Genomic DNA, 17,580 nt, shown 5'->3' with positions numbered 1-17,580 from the left:
TGAGGGAAGGTCATGCGAAAAACCGCCCTGCTCGTCTCCACCGCCTTGCTCACCGCCCTGTTACCCCTCGCGGTCGCTCAGGCGGTCGACGATCCGCCCCCCACACCCGTCGACCGCTTCGAGGGCGAGGTCCCCTTCGCCTCCCAGCCCGCGGAGGGCATCTTCACCTGGGGCGGCGACAGCGACGATCCGCCGACGCTGCAACTGACCGCCAGACCCGACGCCCCCGAGGGCGGAAAAGTCCTCACCGGCACCTACGACATCAGCGGCTACGGCGGCTTCACCCACGACTTCGCCGCCAACGAACCCGCCCACGACTGGTCGGCCCACAAGGGCATCCGCTTCTGGTGGGACGGCCAGGACAACGACAAGAAGATCGCCTTCGAGATCAAGGACGGCGGTGCGAACGGCGAGGCCTCCGAACTCTGGACGACCTCCTTCACCGACGACTTCACCGGCTGGAAACAGGTCGAGATCCCCTTCACGGACTTCGTCTACCGGACCGACTACCAGCCGGTCGGAGGCATCGACCACGTCCTCGGGCTGACGCAGATGTGGGGTTACTCCGTCACCCTCCCGGTCGGCGTCAAGGGCCGATTCGCCATGGACGACGTCGAGTTGTACGGCAAGGCGGACCAGTCGCTGCGGGCGAGCGTCACGACCGACGCCGCCGTGTACCCGGTGAAGGAGGGCGGTACGGCCACGGTCCGGGTCACCCTCGCCACCACCGGCTCCGCCCCCGTCGCGGACCCGGTGACCGTCACGTACGAGACCACGGGCGGCACCGCGGACCCCGGCAAGGACTACACACCGGTCACCGGAACCCTCACCTTCCCCGCCGGTACGGCCTCCGGCGCGACGCGGACCATTCACGTACCGACCCTGCGGGACAAGTCGGCCGAGGCAGCCGAGACGATCCCGCTCAAGCTCACGGTCACCGGCGCCAAGCCCCCGGCGGAGACTCCGCAGGTGGTCATCGACGCCCACGGACTGCCGTACCTGGACGGCAAGTTGCCGGTCAGGAAGCGGGTCGCCGACCTCGTCTCCCGAATGTCCCTCGCGGAGAAGGCGGGCCAGATGACCCAGGCCGAGCGCGGGGCCGTCGGGGACGGCGGCGACATCGCGACGTACGACCTCGGCTCGCTCCTGTCCGGCGGCGGGTCCACGCCCACGCCCAACACCCCCGAGGCCTGGGCGAAGATGATCGACGGTTTCCAACTGCGGGCGCAGGCAACGCGGTTCCAGATCCCGCTGATCTACGGCGTGGACGCGGTGCACGGACACAACAACCTGGTCGGCGCCACGATCATGCCGCACAACATCGGCCTCGGCGCCACCCGCGACCCCCGGCTCGCCCGGCGGACGGGCGCGGTGACCGCGTCCGAGGTCCGCGCCACCGGCGTCCCCTGGGACTTCGCCCCCTGTCTCTGTGTCTCCCGGGACGAACGCTGGGGCCGCTCCTACGAGTCCTTCGGCGAGGACCCGGCCCTCGTCGAGTCCATGGAGACGATCATCCAGGGCCTCCAAGGACCGGCGGACGGACGGGAGTTGAAGGACAACGACAAGGTCCTCGCCACCGCCAAGCACTTCGTCGGCGACGGCGGCACCGAGTACGGCTCGTCCACGACCGGCACGTACACCATCGACCAGGGCGTCACCAAGGTCACCCGGCAGCAGCTGGAGGCCGTCCACCTGGCGCCGTACCGGACCGCCGTCGACCGTGGCATCGGCACGGTCATGCCGTCGTACTCCTCGCTCGACATCCTCGGCGACGGACAGGGCCCGGTGAAGATGCACGCCCGCGCCGACATGATCAACGGCGTGCTCAAGGGCCGTATGGGCTTCGACGGGTTCGTGATCAGCGACTGGAACGCCATCGACCAGCTCCCCGGCGACTACTCCTCCCATGTGCGCACATCCGTCAACGCGGGCGTCGACATGATGATGGTGCCGTACTCCTACAAGGACTTCACCGCGCAGCTCGTCGCCGAGGTGCAGGCCGGCCGCGTCAGCGAGCGGCGGATCGACGACGCCGTATCGCGCATCCTCACCCAGAAGTTCCGGCTGGGGCTCTTCGAGAAGCCGTACGCCGACACGAGCGGCGCCCCGGCGATCGGTTCCGCCGCGCACCGGGCCGTAGCACGGCAGGCGGCCGCCGAGTCGCAGGTCCTGCTGAAGAACGCGAACGGCGTACTCCCCCTGAAGAAGAACCAGAAGGTCTACGTCGCCGGGTCCAACGCCGACGACCTCGGCAACCAGACCGGCGGCTGGACCGTCACCTGGCAGGGCGCGTCCGGCACCCACACCCAGGGCACGACGATCCTGGCGGGGATGCGCAAGGACGGAGACGTCACCTACTCCAAGGACGCCTCCGCGCCCACGGCCGGCTACGACGTGGGTGTGGTCGTCGTCGGCGAGACCCCGTACGCGGAGGGTGTCGGCGACGTCGGCAACGGGCACGATCTGCAGCTCTCCGCCGCCGACCGGGCCGCCGTGGACAAGGTGTGCGCGGCCATGAAGTGCGCGGTGCTGATCGTCTCCGGGCGCCCCCAGCTCATCGGTGACCGGCTCGGCGAGATCGACGGCCTGGTCGCCTCCTGGCTGCCGGGCACGGAGGGCGACGGGGTGGCCGACGTGCTGTACGGCAAACGCCCCTTCACCGGTCAACTCCCGGTCACCTGGCCCAGGTCCGAGGCACAGCTGCCGATCAACGTCGGCGACCCGGCGTACGACCCGCAGTTCCCGTACGGCTGGGGCCTGACGACCCTGACGAAGGTGCCCGAGGGAGGCGCGGCGACGCTGAAGGCGCTCGCGGTGGCCGCCGCCGTCGCCGAGAAGAAGGGCGCGGACGACGTCGGCCGGGCGCTCGTCACCAAGGCCCGGCTGATCGTTCAGCAGAAGGCGGGCACGGGCATGACGGAGGCGGTGGCGAAGCCCTTCGCCGACGCGGACCATCTCTCGCTGACCGGACGGTACGGGGCGGCCGTGGAGAAGCTGATCACGGCCTACCGGGCCGTCTGAGGAGGACATCACCCGCCCTTTCACCTGAACGGATGACCAGTTTTGGGAGGCTTCGGGTAGCTTCGAACCATGAAGGCCGTCGTACGGACCCGAAGTCTCCCGGGGCTGCTCCTGGCCCTGCTGCTCGCCGCCCTGACCGTACTGTCGGCGGGCTCCCCGCCGGCCTCCGCCGCCACGAGCGTCTCGACGATCGCCGAGGCCCTGCGCAAGAGCCCGGTCTACGTCGATCCGGCGGCGAGCGCCCAGCTGTCGTCCGCCGACGCGCACGCCCTGGCCAAACGGATCAAGGACGCCGACAAGCCGCTCTTCGTCGCGGTCCTCCCCGCCGGCTACCCCACGGCCGACCTCTTCCGCAACCTCCGTACCGCCACCGGCATCACGGGCCTCTACGCGATCCGGCTCGGCGACCGCTTCGACGCGAGGGCCGACTCCTCCGTCCTGCCGCGCACCGCCGTACAGAACCTCGTCAGCAGCGTCCAGGGCGACAAGGCCGCCAGGACCCAGCTGACCGACTTCACGAACAGCGCCGTCACCAACATGGGCGGCTCGGCCCCGTCCGGCTGGGGCTCCTCCTCCGGCGGCGGGGTGTCGTACACCGCGCTGATCACCGCGGGCGCGGTACTGGTGGCGGGCGGCGCGGGCGCCTACACGCTGGTAAGGCGGAGCCGGCGCCGCAGGGCCGCGGAGCAGCAGGCGGCGCTGGACCGGCTGCGGGTCGTGGTCGACGAGGACATCACGGCCTTCGGCGAGGAGCTGGACCGCCTCGACTTCCACCCGGCGGAGGCGGGCGCCGACGACGCCATGCGCGCCGACTACGAACGGGCGCTGGACGCCTACGAGCAGGCGAAGTCCGCCATGGCCGAGGCCCGTAGGCCCGAGGACGTGCGGGCCGTCACCCAGGCCCTGGAGGACGGCCGCTTCTCGCTGGCCCTGCTCGCCGCCCGCCGCGAGGGCCGCCCGCTGCCCGAACGTCGGCCGCCCTGCTTCTTCGACCCCCGCCACGGCCCGTCCGTCGCCGACGCCGACTGGACGCCCCCGGGCGGCGCTCCGCGCGAGGTCCCCGTCTGCGCGGCCGACGCCACCCGCCTCGCCGACGGCCGCGACCCCGTCGTCCGCGAGGTCGACACCGACTACGGCCGCCGCCCGTACTGGGACGCCGGCCCGGCCTACGGCCCCTGGGCGGGCGGCTACTTCGGCGGCGGCCTGCTGCCCGGCCTGCTCGTCGGCACCCTCCTCGGCAGCATGATGGCCACCCCGTCGTACGCGGCCGACTACGGCACCGGTTACGGGGACTTCGGAGGCGGATACGAGGGTGGGGACACCTCCGGCGCGGACTTCGACCCGGGTGACTTCGGGGGCGGCTTCGGCGACGGCGGGGGAGGGGACTTCGGGGGCGGCGGGGACTTCGGCGGAGGATTCTGAGGCGTCAGACCTCCGCGTCGGCCAGCCGCTCCATCAGCGCCGCCGCCAGCTCCAGCAGTCCACGCTCCGTCGGGCTCAGCGAGGCCAGCGCGACGGACAGCCAGGCGTCCCGGTCGGCCATGTCCCGCTCCAGCGCCTGCCGGCCCGCCTCGGTCAGCGACAGCACGGACTGCCGCCGGTCGACCGTGTCCGGCTCCCGCGCGATCAGCCCCTCCGCCTGCAGCTCGGCGAAGACCCGGGTCAGGGACTGCGGCCGCTGGTGCTCGGCCGCGGCGACCTCGCCGGGCGTGGCCGAACCGTGGCGATGCAGATGGCCGAGCACCGTCAGCTGGTTGGGGCTGAGGCTCCCGGCGCCACGCTCGTGCCGCAGCCGACGGTTGAGCCGCATGACACCCCGGCGGATGCGGGCGGCTTCGGGGAGGTGCTCCATGACGGAGATCGTACGCGAACACTTATTACGCAAATGCTTACTACCTGAACCTGGTGAATGCCCGTAGCATGCGGGATGTGACCGCGAAATTGATACGCAATGCGTACGAAGCAGCGCTGGCGATGACCGCCATGCTGCTCTGCTGGGCCGCCGCCCTCGTGCTGGAGGGCGCCGCCGGGCTGCACACCGACGTGCTCGTCCTCGCGGTGGCCCTGTCGCTCACCCTGTCCTCGACCCAGCGCACCGCGGACACCCGCCGTCGGCTCACCGCGCTCGTGGTGCTGCCCGTGACGGCCGGTGCCTCGATCTTCCTCGGCCGGCTGATCGCCGCCCACTACGTGACCGGGGCCGCCGTCTTCACCGCGGGCATCTCGCTGGCCATCTGGATCCGCCGCTACGGCCCGGCCGCCACGAAGGCGGGCACCCTGCTGACCCTCCCGCTCATCGCCCTCCTGGTCGTGCCGGGCCCAGCGCTGCCGCCCGAGGCACAGAGCGGGCTGGTGACCTGGTTCTGGTCGGCGCTGATCGGGGCGCTGGCGTGCTGCTCGGTCTGGCTGGTGCAGGGGCTGGCGGACCGGTACGGGCCCTGGCGCGCCGAGCCGGTCCCCGAGCAGCCGCCGCGCCGCTCTCCTCTCCACCCCCGCCCGAGCACGCGCATGGCCCTGCAGATGGCGGCCGGCGTGGCCATCGCCTTCGCCCTCGGCCGCCTGCTCTTCGACGACCACTGGCCCTGGGTGGTCCTCACCGCGTACGTCGCAGCCAGCGGCAACCGCGGCCGGAACGACGTGCTGCGCAAGGGGGTCGAGCGTCTCGCCGGGGCCTGCGTCGGCACCCTGCTGGCGACGGGCGTGGCGACGGCCGGCGTCACCGGCCATGCCTCCGTGGCCCTGATGTTCGCCGTCCTCGCGGTCGCACTGTGGCTGCGCCCGCTCAGCTACGCCTACTGGGCGGCAGGCATGACCTGCGCCCTCTCCCTCCTCCTCGGCTACTTCGGCCAGAACGCCCAGCACCTGCTGCCGACCCGCCTGGAGGGCATCGCCGTCGGCGCGGTGCTCTCGGTGGCATCGGCGTGGTGGCTGCTGCCGGTGCCGCGGAGGCGGGCGACGACGGCACAGATTGCTCCGACCGATGTCCAACGGCCGCCCGCGCTCCTACTCTTGGGGAGTGGTGACCGCGCCCGATGGGGACGAACGGGAACTCGTCGAGGGCTTCGGCGACGATCGGCCGCTGCTCGCTGAGCGGTGGCGGGCGTTGTCGCGCCGGGTCCGGGTGACGGTCGTCGGGTCGCTCTGCGCGGTCCTGCTGGGCGTGCTGCTCGGATACGTCGTCGCCACGCGCCCGCCGCCCGACCCGGTCGCCGCCACCAGTGTCCGGATCACCGCCGTGGAGATGCCGCAGCGCTACACCCTGGACCTCGGCATCACCCTCCGCGTCGCCTCCGCCGCCCCCGTCACCCTCACGGGAACGAGGCAGGGCTACGACGGCTTCCTGCAGACCCTGTCCGTACCCGGCGCCGCGCTCCTGCCCGGCCAGGTCCGCATCCTGCACACCCGCCTGAACGCCTACTGCCAGCTGCCCCTGCCACCGCAGGGAACGCCCCTGCTGTTCGTGACCGTGCGCAACGCCCGCGGCGAGGGCCGGGCACCGGTCGTGCCCACCGCGGCGCAACTCGCCGGCATCGATCGCGCCGTGCAGCAGATCTGCCGACGGTGACCGCCGCCCTACAGTGGAAGAACCGGCACGGGGGACCCCCACCCCAGGAGGACGCGATGTTGCGGCACACACGACTGGCCGGGGAGAGCGCGGAGTACCTCGCCGCCCGCGAAGAGCTGCGCCTGGCCGAGATCGAGCTCATGCGCCAGCGGGAGAAGGTCGCCGCTCAGCGCCGCGCCCTCCCGCCGGGGCCGCCCGTCGACGACTACACGTTCCTCGAAGGCCCCGCCGACCTCGACGCCGGCGACACCCCGGTCCGCGAGGTCAGGCTGACCGAACTGTTCAGCGCCCCCGAACGCCCGCTGATCGTCTACCAGTTCATGTACGGCAAGAAGCAGACCGACCCCTGCCCGATGTGCACCCTGTGGATCGACGGCTTCAGCGGCGTCGCCCACCACGTCACCAGGAACGCCGACTTCGTCGTCGCGGCCGCCGCCGATCCGCCCGTCCTGCGCCGGTACGCCCGCAGCCGCGGCTGGCACGGACTGCGCCTGCTCAGCTGCGGCGACAGCACGTTCAAGTACGACACCGGCAGTGAGGACGAGAACGGCGAACAGGACTCCACCGTCTCGGTCTTCACCCGCGACGACGACGGCACGGTCCGCCACTTCTACTCCACCCACCCCCGCATGGCCGACGACATCAAGGAACGAGGCATCGACCTCCTGGCCCCGGTGTGGCACCTCCTGGACCTGACCCCGCGGGGGCGCGGAGACTGGTACCCGAGCATCGAGTACTGACTCCGCGCCCCGGCTCCGCTGCGGTGCCGGAATCAGGCGTTCTTGATCGCCGAGATGTCGAAGTTCAGCTTGATCTTGTCGGAGACCAGCACCCCGCCCGTCTCCAGCGCCGCGTTCCACGTCAGACCCCACTCGGAGCGCAGGATCTCCGCCTTGCCCTCGAAGCCCACGCGCTCGTTGCCGAAGGGGTCCTTCGCGGCGCCGTTGAACTCGAGGTCGATGGTGAGCGGCCTGGTGGTGCCGAGGATCGTGAGATCACCCGTGATGCGGTAGTCCTCGCCGCCGAGGGCCTCCGCCGAGGTCGAGCGGAAGGTCATCGTCGGGAACTCGTCGATCTTGAAGAAGTCCGCGCTCTTCAGGTGGCCGTCCCGGTCGGCCGACCCCGTGTCGATGCTCTCCATCTTGACGTCGATGGAGGCCGACGACGCGGACGGGTTGCCGCCGTCCAGGTGCAGTGACCCACTGAAGTCGAGGAACTTGCCCTTGACATTGGTGACCATGGCGTGACGGACGGTGAAGCCGATGGTGGAGTGGGCCGTGTCGATCGCGTAGTCGCCGGTCAGTGCGGTCAGGTCGGTGTTCGCCATGACAATGCTCCCTGCATGAGGATGTTGAACGTTGAACTACTCAACGGGAACGACCGTAGACCTATTCCCTTCGCGTTTCAACGTCATCCGTGAAGTGTTGGCGTGGTTACGCTGAGGTGGTAGATGCCCATGGCATGACCACACACCGCAGGGGCTCCATGAGACCCACCCGCAGAGCCGTCTTACTCGCGGCGGCCCTCCTGGCCACGGCCGCACCGCCCGCCCGCGCAGCCGCCCCCGACCCCTACGACGCCCTCCGCCGCCGCTGGCTCGACCTCGCCCTCGGCACCGGCTACGACCCCGCCGCGGAGCCCTACGCCTCCCGGCTCGCCGAAACCGGCGCCCTCGCCCGCGCCGCCCGAGCCACCATGGCCCCCACTCCCACCTCCCTCTGGCCCGGCTACCCCTACGACCCGCCCTCCGGCATCACCCAGAGCTACGGCCGCCTGTGGACCATGACCCAGGCCTACGTCCAGCAGGGCACCGGCTCGACCGGCGATCCCGCCCTCCTCGCGGCCGTCCTGCGCGGCCTCGACCACCTCTCCGCGACCATCTACAACCCCTCCACCACCCGCTACGGCAACTGGTGGGAATGGCAGATCGGCAGCCCCCGCCTGCTGATGGACATCACGGCCGTCCTCCACGACGACCTCACCGAGGCCCGGCGGGCAGCGGCCTGCGCCGCCGTGGACCACTTCATCCCCGACGCGATGCTCACCGACTACTCCGGCACCTCCACCGGCGCCAACCGCGTCGACCTGTGCCGCTCGGTCGCCCTGCGCGGCATCCTGGGCCGCGCGGACGCCAAGCTCACCCTCGCCCGCGACGCCCTCTCCCCGGTCTTCCCGTACGTCACCAAGGGGGACGGGCTGTACGCGGACGGCTCGTTCGTGCAGCACACCCGGGTCGCGTACTCGGGGACGTACGGGCAGGTCATGCTCGACGGTCTCGGCCGCCTCTTCACGCTCCTGGCCGGATCCGCCTGGGAGGTGACCGACCCCAACCGGCAGATCGTCCTGGACAGCGTCGAGCACGCCTACGCGCCCCTGATCCACGACGGGTTGGTGATGGACTGCGTCAACGGCCGTGCGATCAGCCGCGGTTACCTCAAGAGCGACGACCGCCAGGTCATGCGCAGCGACCACTTCCACGGGCAGGGCATCATCGCGGCCGTCGCCCTGCTGGCCGGCGGGGCGAGCGCAGCCGAACGGGACCGCTGGTACGCGTACCTCAAGGGCTGGATCGAACGGGACACCGTGACACCGGTCCTGACGGGGCGTCAGTTCGACGTGGCCGACCTGGCCCGGCTGCACGCGGTCGCCGACGCGCCCGTCCCGGCCGCCCCCGAACCCGTCGGCCACCGTCTCTTCCCGGCGATGGACCGCGCCGTCCACCGCGGCCCGGGCTTCACGGCGAGCATCGCCATGTGCAGCGACCGCATCGCGTACTACGAGTGCGGCAACGGCGAGAACCCGCGGGGCTGGCACACGGGCGCCGGAATGCTCTCCTGGTGGCCGAAGGGGCGCAGCGATCAGTACACGGACTGGTTCTGGCCGACCGTCGACTGGTACCGCCTCCCCGGCACCACCGTCTCCACCCTTCCGCTGCCCGACAAGGCGGGCGGCGAGTGGGGCGCGCCCAAGCCGGACGTGCGCTGGGTCGGCGGCACGACGGACGGCGAGTACGCGGCCGTCGGCCAGCACCTCAAGGGCCTCGGCTCGACGCTCCGGGCCCGCAAGTCGTGGTTCTGCGTCACGGACGCGGTGATCTGCCTCGGCGCGGGCATCACCTGCACCGACGGCGTCCCGGTCGAGACCGTCGTGGACAACCGCAACCTGGGAGAGGGCGGAACGCAGGAGTTCGTACGGGGGAGGGGCTGGGCCCATCTGGAGGGCCACGGCGGCTGGGTCGTCCCCGGCGGCGAACTGCACACCCTCCGCGAGGACCGCACCGGCGCCTGGTCGGACATCAACACCAGCAGCACCACCCAGCGGGCCACCCGCCGCTGGCAGACCCTCTGGCTGGACCATGGCACGGATCCCGCCGACGCCGGCTACGTCTACCTGCTCATGCCCGGCGCCTCCCGCCGAGCCGTCGCCTCCCGCGCCGCCGACCGCCACTGGCTGTCGATCCTCGCCAACGACAGCGCCCGCCAGGCCGTCGACATCCCCTCCCTCGGCCTGACGGCCGCCAACTTCTGGGCGCCCGGCACAGCGGGCCCGCTCACCGTCTCCGCGGCCGCGAGCGTCCTCGTACGCCGTCACCGCCGCACCGCTACCCTCTGCGTGAGCGAGCCCCTCCGAACGGGTGAGCCGTTCGAGATCACCTGGAACCACCCGGTGCGCGGGGTGGTGCGGGCCGACGACACCGTCGAAGTCCTCGGTGCCGGCCCCCGTACGACCCTCCGGATTACCCCAGGCGTGTCATGTGCGACTCACCGATGTGAGCTGGCTCTCAGCTGATGGCTTTGTGTGACCCCTACAAGCCGCACGCCCTCTGAGCAGTCGGAAGGCCTGCATGCCGCCAGGGTTCTGTTCAGTGGCACCAGGAAAACGGGCCGGAGACTGTACGGAGTCGACGGCTCGCTTTCTTGGGTGGGCTTCGTAAGGTCACTACATGACCGTTTTGGATGAGGCGCCGGGTGAGCCGACGGACGCGCGCGGGCGAGTGGTCGAACTGCACGAGATCCGTGCGCAGGCGCTGGCCGGCCCGAGCGAGAAGGCGACCGAGGCGCAGCACGCCAAGGGCAAGCTGACCGGCCGGGAGCGCATCGAGCTGCTCCTCGACCCGGGCTCCTTCCAGGAGGTCGAACAGCTGCGCAGGCACCGCGCGGTCGGCTTCGGCCTGGAGGCGAAGAAGCCGTACACGGACGGTGTGATCACCGGCTGGGGCACGGTGGAGGGCCGCACGGTCTTCGTGTACGCCCATGACTTCCGGATCTTCGGCGGCGCGCTGGGCGAGGCCCACGCCACCAAGATCCACAAGATCATGGACATGGCCATCGCGGCAGGAGCCCCGCTGGTCTCCCTGAACGACGGCGCCGGCGCCCGCATCCAGGAGGGCGTCTCCGCGCTCGCCGGGTACGGCGGCATCTTCCAGCGCAACACCAAGGCGTCCGGCGTCATCCCGCAGATCTCGGTGATGCTCGGCCCCTGCGCCGGTGGCGCCGCGTACTCGCCGGCCCTGACGGACTTCGTGTTCATGGTCCGCGACACCTCGCAGATGTTCATCACCGGCCCGGACGTGGTCAAGGCGGTGACGGGTGAGGAGATCACCCAGAACGGCCTGGGCGGCGCGGACGTGCACGCGGAGACCTCCGGCGTCTGCCACTTCGCCTACGACGACGAAGAGACCTGCATCGCCGAGGTCCGCTACCTGCTCTCCCTCCTCCCGCAGAACAACCGGGAGAACCCGCCGCGGGTGGAGTCCACGGACGCGGCGGACCGGCGCAGCGACGTGCTGCTCGACCTGGTCCCGGCGGACGGCAACCGGCCGTACGACATGGCCAAGGTGATCGAGGAGATCGTCGACGACGGCGAGTACCTGGAGGTCCACGAGCGCTGGGCCCGCAACATCATCTGTGCGCTGGGCCGCCTGGACGGCCAGGTGGTGGGCATCGTCGCCAACCAGCCGCAGACCCTCGCCGGCGTCCTGGACATCGAGGCATCGGAAAAAGCTGCGCGCTTTGTCCAGATGTGTGACGCTTTTAACATCCCGATCGTCACCTTCCTGGACGTCCCGGGGTTCCTCCCCGGTGTCGACCAGGAGCACGGCGGAATCATCCGCCACGGCGCGAAGCTCCTCTACGCCTACTGCAACGCGACCGTGCCGAGGATTTCGCTGATCCTGCGCAAGGCGTACGGAGGTGCCTACATCGTCATGGACAGCCAGTCCATCGGTGCCGACCTCACCTATGCCTGGCCGACGAACGAGATCGCCGTGATGGGCGCCGAAGGGGCCGCCAACGTCATCTTCCGGCGACAGATCGCAGAGGCCGAGGACCCCGAGGCCATGCGGGCCCGCATGGTCAAGGAGTACAAGTCCGAGCTGATGCACCCGTACTACGCGGCCGAGCGCGGCCTTGTCGACGACGTCATCGACCCGACCGAAACCCGCGAGATCCTCATCCGCTCCCTGGCGATGCTGCAGACCAAGCACGCCGATCTGCCGTCCCGCAAGCACGGCAACCCCCCGCAGTAACCCAGCGGACCCTCCGCGACACCCTCGCGGAAACCTCTCTCACGGAGACTGAGACCTATGAACACCCCTGACATTCGTGTCGAGAAGGGCCACGCCGAGCCCGAGGAAGTCGCCGCCATCACGGCCGTCCTCCTGGCCCGCGCCGCGGCCGCCCCCTCCGAGGCCCAGCCCCACACCCGCCCCAAGGCCGGCTGGCGCCGCCTTGAGCGGGAGCCCGGCTTCAGGGCCCCGCACAGCTGGCACTGAGTCCGCACAACGCTGCAGGGCCCCTCTCGAAGGAGAGGGGCCCTGCAGCGTTTTTGTCTTCAGGGGCGCGGGGCTGCATCGATTTGCGGCTCCGCCGCGTGGGCGCGACCAACCACAGACTGCCCGCAGACGGCCCAAAACCGTCCGGGGCAGCCCAGTGGCCGCAACAGCCACTTACCGCAAGCGAGCCATCAACGCATGCTCCACGAGCGTGATCAGCGCCGACTTGGCATCCGCCCGGTGACGGGCATCCGTCGTGATGATCGGCGTGTCAGGCCCGATCTGCAGGGCTTCCCGGACCTCGTCCGGGTTGTACGGCTGGTTGCCGTCGAACCCGTTCAGGGCGATCACGAAGGGCAGACCCGAGTTCTCGAAGTAGTCGACCGCGGGGAAGCAGTCGGCAAGGCGCCTGGTGTCCACCAGGACGATCGCGCCGATGGCGCCCCGCACCAGGTCGTCCCACATGAACCAGAACCGGTCCTGACCGGGGGTGCCGAACAGGTACAGGATCAGGTCCTGGTCCAGGGTGATACGGCCGAAGTCCATGGCCACCGTGGTGGTGGTCTTGTCCCCGGTGTGGGTGAGGTCGTCGATGCCTGCCGAAGCAGACGTCATGACGGCCTCGGTACGCAGCGGGTTGATCTCCGAGACGGCCCCGACGAACGTGGTCTTGCCCACGCCGAAGCCACCCGCCACCACGATCTTCGCCGAGGTGGTGGAGCGGGAAGGACCGCCGCTAGAGCTTGCGAAGTCCACTGAGCACCCTTTCGAGCAGTGTCACGTCTGGCTGGCCGCCGGCGTTCTCGTCGCCGCCGGGCTGATGGATGGCGACCAGTCCCGCCTCCGCCAAGTCGGCGACGAGGATCCTGGCCACGCCGAGAGGGATCGTCAGGAGAGCGGAGATTTCCGCCACCGACTTGATCTCGCGGCAGAGGTTGCAGATCCGCTGATGCTCGGGCAGCTGGCCCTGCATCTGGTGCGGCTGCGCGGTGGTGTGCACCAGCGCCTCGATGGCGAGCTGGTAGCGCGGGCGGGTCCGGCCGCCGGTCATGGCGTACGGACGCACCAGGGGGTTGTTCGACGACCCTGCGGGCGCCGGCTCGGGAGCGCGTCGCTGCGGCTGCACGGGCTGGATACGCGGCGCCGGCGGCTGGTCGTACGGCGAAGGACCGGGGCCCTGCGGACCCTGGGGCGCATACGGGTTTGGACGCCGCTGGCTCGGGGTGGAGGGGAAGTTGTAGCGGTTCGGGTTCTGGGAACCGCCGCCCTGGCCCTGGGCAGGGCCGTACGACCAGTTGCCCGAATTCGAACCGCCTGGGGGTGTTGCCACTCTCTTCTCCTCCTCCGACCGTGCCGGGCACCCAATCCCTGTGGAGCCGCGTCCCGAAACCTTACGGCCCCGGGACGCCAAAACGCACCGTCTGTCTGTCAGTTGAGCAGGCTGCCCTGGAGCTCCGCACGAAGATCCGGTGTCAGGACCGTACCGGCACGGTCGACCAGAAGAGCCATCTCGTACCCAATGAGACCGATGTCCGCCTCGGGGTGGGCCAGCACCGCGAGCGAGGAACCGTCGGAGATGGACATGATGAACAGGAATCCCCGCTCCATCTCCACAACGGTCTGGTTCACGCTGCCGCCCTCGAAGATGCGCGAGGCACCGGCGGTCAACGAGGTCAGACCGGAGGCGACGGCCGCGAGCTGATCGGCGCGGTCGCGCGGAAACCCTTCGGACATCGCCAGAAGGAGTCCGTCGGCGGAGACCACCACCGTGTGGGACACCCCCGGGGTGTTGTCCACGAAGTTGGTGATCAACCAGTTCAGGTTCTGTGCCGCCTGGCTCATCGGGCTCACACTAACGCTCCTGGTTGTAGGTGCTGTCAGAACCGAAGCCCTGACCGTTCGTTTCACTGCCTGCGCCGGCGCTGCGTCCGCGCTGGACGCCCCGGCGCAGGTTGCTCAGCCTGCCCCGGACGTCCTCCGGGGCGCGGGAGACCTGTGGGCCGCCCTGGGGGGTGGTCTCGGCGGCTCCCTCGACCAGGTTGGCCTTGGGCACCCGCCGTGGCAGGCCGGAGGAGGTGACCCCGCCCGCCTTGGGCTTCCGGAGCGCGGAGGCCTGCTGCCAGCGCGCGTCGTTCGCCGAACGCCAGTCGCCGGTGCCGTTGCCGCTGCTCTCCGGCTTGGGGGCCGGCGCCTCCTGGCTCACGTGCCGCGCGCCGTTCGGACCGCTCGCACCGCTCGTGCCGTTCGCACCTGTCGCGAACGATCCGCGGCGGGGCAGTCCGGCGTCGGTCAGCGCGTGGGCGGCGGAAGAGGCCGGTCCCGGACGGTCGAAGCCTACGCGGTCACGCTCACTGACGTCAGCGGCCTGCGCAGATTCCGTTTCGGGAGCGTACTCGGACGAGTACCCGTTCTGGTAGCCGTCCTGCTGCGGCCAGTCGTCCTGCTGGCGGCGCTCCTGGAAGGCCGGGAAGGACTCCGGCGCGGACGCGTGCTCCTCGCGGACGGGTTCCGCATACGAGGGCTCGGGGTAGCCGCCGTTCGACGAGAACGTGTCGTTGTGCGGGAGGCCGCCGTTCGGCGCGTAGTACGGCTCGTCGTACGACGGGCGCGGAGCCGGCTCGTCATACGCGGGGCGCTGCTGCTCCTCGTACGGAGTCTGCTGCGGCTCGTCGTAGGCCGGGCGCGGGTCGTAGCCGCCGGGCTGCTGCTCGGGGAAGCCGCCGAGGCCGTTGTCGTAGGACGGCTGGTCGAACGCGTCGGCGTAGGAGGTCTCGGGGGACTCCTGGGCCGGCTGGTCCTGCGCCTGGGCCTCCAGGGCCGCACGGCGCTCCTCGCGCATCAGCGAGCGGCCGACGGGGTCCAGCTCGCGTATGTCGTCCGGGATCTCGGAGTAGCGGCTGTCGTCGAAGCCGAGCTCCGCGGCCGTGCGCATCGGCAGGCCGTTGTTGAAGTCCTCACCCTGGTAGCTCTGCTCCGGGATGATCTGCGAGACCGTGAACTCGTCGCGGGGCTGCTGCTGCTCGCCGCCACCGCCGTGGGTGATCGCGTCCGGCAGCATGACCAGCGAGGTGGTGCCCGCCTGCTCGCCGGAGGGGCGCAGCTGGACGCGGATGCCGTGCCGGTCGGACAGCCGGCCGACCACGAACAGGCCCATGCGCTGGGATATCGCCGCGTCGACGGTGGGCGGGTTCGCGAGCTTGTGGTTGATGTCCGCGAAGTCCTCGGCGGTCAGGCCGATGCCCTTGTCGTGGATCTCGATCATGATGCGGCCGTCGGGCAGCCGGGTCGCGGTGACGCGGACCTTGGTCTGCGGGGAGGAGAACGTCGTCGCGTTCTCCAGCAGCTCGGCCAGCAGGTGCACGAGGTCGGTGACCGCGCGGCCGTGGATCTCGGCCTCCGGGACGCCGGAGAGCTCGATGCGCTCGTACTGCTCCACCTCGGAGGAGGCGGCGCGCAGCACGTCGACCAGCGGGACCGGCTGGTCCCAGCGGCGGCCGGGCTCCTCGCCGGCGAGGACCAGGAGGTTCTCGCCGTTGCGGCGCATACGGGTCGCGAGGTGGTCCAGGCGGAAGAGGTTCTCCAGCTGGTCCGGGTCGGCCTCGTTGTTCTCCAGGTCGGTGATCAGGGTCAGCTGGCCCTCGATCAGCGACTGGTTGCGGCGCGAGAGGTTGGTGAAGATCGCGTTGATGTTGCCCCGCAGCAGGGCCTGCTCGGCGGCGAGCCGGACCGCCTCGCGGTGGACCTGGTCGAAGGCGCGGGCGACCTCGCCGATCTCGTCGCGGGTGTTGATCGGGATGGGCTGCACGCGGGTGTCCACCCGGCCCGGGTCGGTGCGCGAGAGCTGGTCGACCAGCATCGGCAGCCGCTGCTCGGCGATGCCGAAGGCGGCGTTGCGCAGCTGGCGCATCGAGCGGGACATCTGGCGGGCCACGGCACCGGCCAGGATGAATGCCAGGAGCAGGGCGACGACGACGGCGGCACCCGTGATGAGGGCGTCACGCTTGGCGTTGTCGGCGATGTTCGAGGCCTCGTTCACGGCCTTGTCGGCCATGTCCGACTGGATCTGCCGGTAGACGTTGGCGCGGAGGGTGGTGACCCCCCACCAGTTCTCGGCGGTGATGCCCTTCGCGGCGAGCACGGCGCGGTCGCCGGTGTCGGTGGACTGCAGCGACGACAGGGCCGTGACCATGGCGGTCGGGTCGGACGGCGGTGGCACGTAAGCCTGGTTGTTGGCGGCCGCCTGCGCGGCGGCCTGCTTGGCCTGGGCCACGCCCTCGGCCTTGGCCTTCGTCTCCAGGTCGACGAGCTTCTGCGCGTCCGCCTCGGTGCCGCCCGCCTTGTACTCCTCGATGGCGATGCCTTCGAGGTAGGCGTAGGAGGAGAGGGCGACGCGCTGCTTGGCGAGGTCGTCCTTCTTGGGGCCGGGCGCGATCAGCAGATGCATGCCGATCGACCGCTCCAGGGACAGGGCGGCCTGGGTGAGCGAGATGGCGTAGACGGTCCTGCCGTAGCTGGTGATGTTGCCCGTGCCCAGGCCCAGCTCGTTGGCGAACTCCATCAGGGGGTGGGCGACGGCGACGTAGCCCTCCTCGGTCTGCACTCCGTGCACCTTGGAGGAGTAGGCGGTCGCGCGCAGGGTGGCCAGCTGCGGCTCGGCCTGGCGGAACAGCTTGAGGCGGCGCAGCAGGCCGGACTTCTGCGGCATGTGCTGCGCCGCCGCGTCGAAGGCGTCGGCTGCGTCGTTGGTGGCCTTGCGGGCCGCGTCGACCGTCGCCTTGTCCTTGGCGGTCGCGCTCTTGCCCTTGAGCAGCGGTGCCGCGGTGATGTCGCGCTCGTTGTTCACCGCGTTGGCATAGGTCAGGGAGGCCCGCACCAGCCGTGCGGTGTTCTCCGCGTCCTGCGCCTCCTGCCAGGTGTCGATCGAGCTCTTCACCTGGAAGCCGCCCATGACGAGCCCGACCGTCACGGGTATGAGCAGGATCGCGTTCAGCCGGGTCGGCACCCGCCAGTTGCGGGGGGAGAAACGACCGCCGCTCGGAGCGGGTACGGCCGTCGGTTCCGAACCGGGCACAGGGGCGGGCGCCGCTCCGCGCGGCGGCGGGGTGAAGTTGCCCCGGGCCGACGGCTCGGGACCGTTCTTGCTTCGCCTCACTCGACCAACAACCTCTCGGCGGCGGGCACCAACGTTGTGCCGCAGTGTCTCAGAGCCCAGTACGCCATT

14 protein-coding genes are annotated in these 17,580 nt (G+C 70.6%); 8 read left to right on the top strand and 6 right to left on the bottom strand.

The window, feature by feature from the left end:
- Positions 1-12: 12 nt before the first annotated feature.
- Together ABD355_RS34790 and ABD355_RS34785 are read left to right on the top strand one after the other, a co-directional pair.
- Positions 13-3,021, top strand: a complete 3,009-nt coding sequence (locus ABD355_RS34790) for a glycoside hydrolase family 3 protein (RefSeq protein WP_344404902.1) — start codon at positions 13-15, stop codon at positions 3,019-3,021.
- A 69-nt stretch (positions 3,022-3,090) separates the two neighbouring features.
- A complete protein-coding gene (locus ABD355_RS34785) occupies positions 3,091-4,443 on the top strand; it encodes a hypothetical protein (RefSeq protein ID WP_344404901.1) in 1,353 nt (450 codons plus the stop codon).
- A 4-nt stretch (positions 4,444-4,447) separates the two neighbouring features.
- On the opposite strand, the gene ABD355_RS34780 is transcribed toward ABD355_RS34785, so the two are convergent.
- Positions 4,448-4,873: a MarR family winged helix-turn-helix transcriptional regulator gene (locus ABD355_RS34780; protein ID WP_344404899.1), complete on the bottom strand. Its 426-nt coding sequence runs from the start codon at positions 4,871-4,873 to the stop codon at positions 4,448-4,450.
- Positions 4,874-4,950: 77 nt separating this feature from the next.
- On the opposite strand from ABD355_RS34780, the gene ABD355_RS34775 reads away from it, so the two are divergent.
- From ABD355_RS34775 to ABD355_RS34765, 3 genes are read left to right on the top strand one after another with little or no spacing between them, the layout of a single operon-like run.
- Positions 4,951-6,111 carry an FUSC family protein gene (locus ABD355_RS34775; RefSeq protein ID WP_344404898.1) on the top strand — a complete coding sequence of 387 codons (1,161 nt, stop codon included), beginning with the start codon at positions 4,951-4,953 and terminating at the stop codon, positions 6,109-6,111.
- The gene (locus ABD355_RS34770; RefSeq protein ID WP_344404897.1) at positions 6,041-6,586 is read left to right on the top strand and encodes a hypothetical protein; all 546 of its coding nucleotides are present in this window, start codon (positions 6,041-6,043) and stop codon (positions 6,584-6,586) included. Before ABD355_RS34775 ends, ABD355_RS34770 begins: the two co-directional genes overlap by 71 nt.
- Positions 6,587-6,642: 56 nt before the next feature.
- Positions 6,643-7,326 (top strand): DUF899 family protein, encoded by a 684-nt coding sequence (locus ABD355_RS34765; protein WP_344404896.1) that lies wholly within the window; start codon positions 6,643-6,645, stop codon positions 7,324-7,326.
- A 32-nt stretch (positions 7,327-7,358) separates the two neighbouring features.
- Here ABD355_RS34765 and ABD355_RS34760 read toward each other — a convergent pair whose 3' ends face one another.
- On the bottom strand, positions 7,359-7,913 hold the full coding sequence (locus tag ABD355_RS34760) for a YceI family protein (protein ID WP_344404895.1): 555 nt from the start codon (positions 7,911-7,913) through the stop codon (positions 7,359-7,361).
- Positions 7,914-8,071: 158 nt separating this feature from the next.
- On the opposite strand from ABD355_RS34760, the gene ABD355_RS34755 reads away from it, so the two are divergent.
- The 3 genes from ABD355_RS34755 to ABD355_RS34745 all read left to right on the top strand — a co-directional run bounded on the left by ABD355_RS34755 (position 8,072) and on the right by ABD355_RS34745 (position 12,359).
- On the top strand, positions 8,072-10,375 hold the full coding sequence (locus tag ABD355_RS34755) for a polysaccharide lyase 8 family protein (protein WP_344404894.1): 2,304 nt from the start codon (positions 8,072-8,074) through the stop codon (positions 10,373-10,375).
- 154 nt (positions 10,376-10,529) lie between these two features.
- Positions 10,530-12,113 carry an acyl-CoA carboxylase subunit beta gene (locus tag ABD355_RS34750; protein ID WP_344404893.1) on the top strand — a complete coding sequence of 528 codons (1,584 nt, stop codon included), beginning with the start codon at positions 10,530-10,532 and terminating at the stop codon, positions 12,111-12,113.
- 57 nt (positions 12,114-12,170) lie between these two features.
- Positions 12,171-12,359, top strand: a complete 189-nt coding sequence (locus tag ABD355_RS34745; protein ID WP_344404892.1) for an acyl-CoA carboxylase subunit epsilon — start codon at positions 12,171-12,173, stop codon at positions 12,357-12,359.
- A 174-nt stretch (positions 12,360-12,533) separates the two neighbouring features.
- Here the strand turns inward: ABD355_RS34745 and ABD355_RS34740 are convergent, their stop codons facing one another.
- The 4 genes from ABD355_RS34740 to ABD355_RS34725 all read right to left on the bottom strand — a co-directional run bounded on the left by ABD355_RS34740 (position 12,534) and on the right by ABD355_RS34725 (position 17,511).
- Positions 12,534-13,115, bottom strand: a complete 582-nt coding sequence (locus ABD355_RS34740) for a GTP-binding protein (RefSeq protein WP_026248371.1) — start codon at positions 13,113-13,115, stop codon at positions 12,534-12,536.
- Positions 13,096-13,689: a DUF742 domain-containing protein gene (locus tag ABD355_RS34735; RefSeq protein WP_344404891.1), complete on the bottom strand. Its 594-nt coding sequence runs from the start codon at positions 13,687-13,689 to the stop codon at positions 13,096-13,098. Before ABD355_RS34735 ends, ABD355_RS34740 begins: the two co-directional genes overlap by 20 nt.
- Positions 13,690-13,787: 98 nt before the next feature.
- Positions 13,788-14,201 carry a roadblock/LC7 domain-containing protein gene (locus ABD355_RS34730; RefSeq protein WP_004983065.1) on the bottom strand — a complete coding sequence of 138 codons (414 nt, stop codon included), beginning with the start codon at positions 14,199-14,201 and terminating at the stop codon, positions 13,788-13,790.
- 10 nt (positions 14,202-14,211) lie between these two features.
- Positions 14,212-17,511 (bottom strand): sensor histidine kinase, encoded by a 3,300-nt coding sequence (locus ABD355_RS34725; protein ID WP_344404890.1) that lies wholly within the window; start codon positions 17,509-17,511, stop codon positions 14,212-14,214.
- Positions 17,512-17,580: the final 69 nt, after the last annotated feature.

Source organism: Streptomyces longisporus (assembly GCF_039532765.1).
Taxonomy (GTDB): domain Bacteria; phylum Actinomycetota; class Actinomycetes; order Streptomycetales; family Streptomycetaceae; genus Streptomyces; species Streptomyces longisporus.
This window is presented reverse-complemented; position numbering and strand designations above follow the sequence as displayed.